This window comes from Pseudomonas sp. FSL R10-1339, assembly GCF_009600545.1.
Taxonomy (GTDB): Bacteria; Pseudomonadota; Gammaproteobacteria; order Pseudomonadales; family Pseudomonadaceae; genus Aquipseudomonas; species Aquipseudomonas bubulae.
The window spans coordinates 1-1,100 of sequence record NZ_WIVQ01000227.1 but is presented as its reverse complement, the minus strand read 5'-3'; the positions used below and the strand labels follow the sequence as shown (position 1 = coordinate 1,100).

The following is a 1,100-nucleotide window of genomic DNA, read 5'->3' as shown; positions in this document are numbered from 1 at the left end:
GTCGTGGCCAGAGCACTCAATACTTGGTTTGTTTGGGTTGTGGCCAACTACCTGGCTGCTGGCAACTGAAACTGACCCGTACCCGTACCCGTATGAGCTGAAAGGCGTGACTGTTTTGACTACCCACCCCTCATCTTTGAGCATCTTGTTGAGGCGTTTCTCATTAGATTGGAACTGCCCTTCTTGGTCGTGCCATCCACTCACAATGTAAATCTGATCCATTCCACCCTCTATATTTAGTGTTCAGATAGCCATATCAGATAATAGCCCGCCAGGTGCTCTTGTTGTGCCCCTCCAGATGTAAATCCCCCCCGATCTTCACAAGTCCAGGTGGTCGCCAGTGCAGTGACCGAAGGGCGCTGTGATGGTGAACGCCCAACAAGCAAAGCGCGTTAGCCACCAACTCAACCAACCTCTGATCTAGAGCCTCTGTAACCTTCTGACACTTGCACGGCTTTTGATTCTAAGCCAGTATACACAGAGGGCCCTCCCGGCGCTTCGCTTGGTCGGTTCCTCTGTGACCTGGTTCAGGGGGCGTGCCGCCCCCCGAAACCCCCCAGCCGGCCCCCGCCGCCGCAGACTAAAGTCCGCAACGTCGCGGGCCTCTACTAAGAGCCAAGCCATGACCGAGCCAAAGCGCGAAAAGATCATCAAGGTGCGGGTGTCCCCCGAGGAACTGGCCACCCTCCAGATGCACAGCACCAGGACGGAGCTGGCCCGCTGGATGCGGGAGAGCTGCCTCAGCCCCGGTCAGACCGATCTAGTCCGTGATCTGCGCGGCGCGGCCCCGGCGGCTGATCCCGCGTTGCTGCGCCAGTTGGCGAGTATCGGGAACAACCTCAACCAGATCGCCCGCAAGGTGAACACCGCCGAGTGGGGGGCTGTTGATCGCGTCCAGGTCATAGGCGCCCTGGCCGGGGTTGAGCGTGAGTTGGCCGAACTGCGAGCGCTGCACAAGTGATCGTGAAGTTCCACGCTAGGGGCACTGGCGGTGGCAAGGGGCCGACGCAGTACCTGCAGGGCCAGGACGGCCAGCGGGGGGGGTCAACCCTGCTGCGTGGCGATCCCGAGCAGGTGGCCGCACTGATCGACTCCAGTCG

2 protein-coding genes are annotated in these 1,100 nt (G+C 60.4%); one reads left to right on the top strand and one right to left on the bottom strand.

The annotated features are described in order from the left end of the window. Positions 1-222, bottom strand: a 222-nt coding sequence (locus GHO03_RS25410; protein ID WP_218574332.1) for a hypothetical protein, incomplete at its 3' end; no start/stop codon positions are given. A gap of 400 nt (positions 223-622) precedes the next feature. Here GHO03_RS25410 and GHO03_RS24540 point away from each other — a divergent pair. Then, on the top strand, positions 623-961 hold the full coding sequence (locus GHO03_RS24540; RefSeq protein WP_153334594.1) for a MobC family plasmid mobilization relaxosome protein: 339 nt from the start codon (positions 623-625) through the stop codon (positions 959-961). Positions 962-1,100 lie beyond the last annotated feature (139 nt).

Bases quoted from the DNA above. Each gene is read 5' to 3' on its own strand.
- GHO03_RS24540 (WP_153334594.1), top strand. From the start codon at position 623: ATGACCGAGCCAAAGCGCGAAAAGATCATCAAGGTGCGGGTGTCCCCC.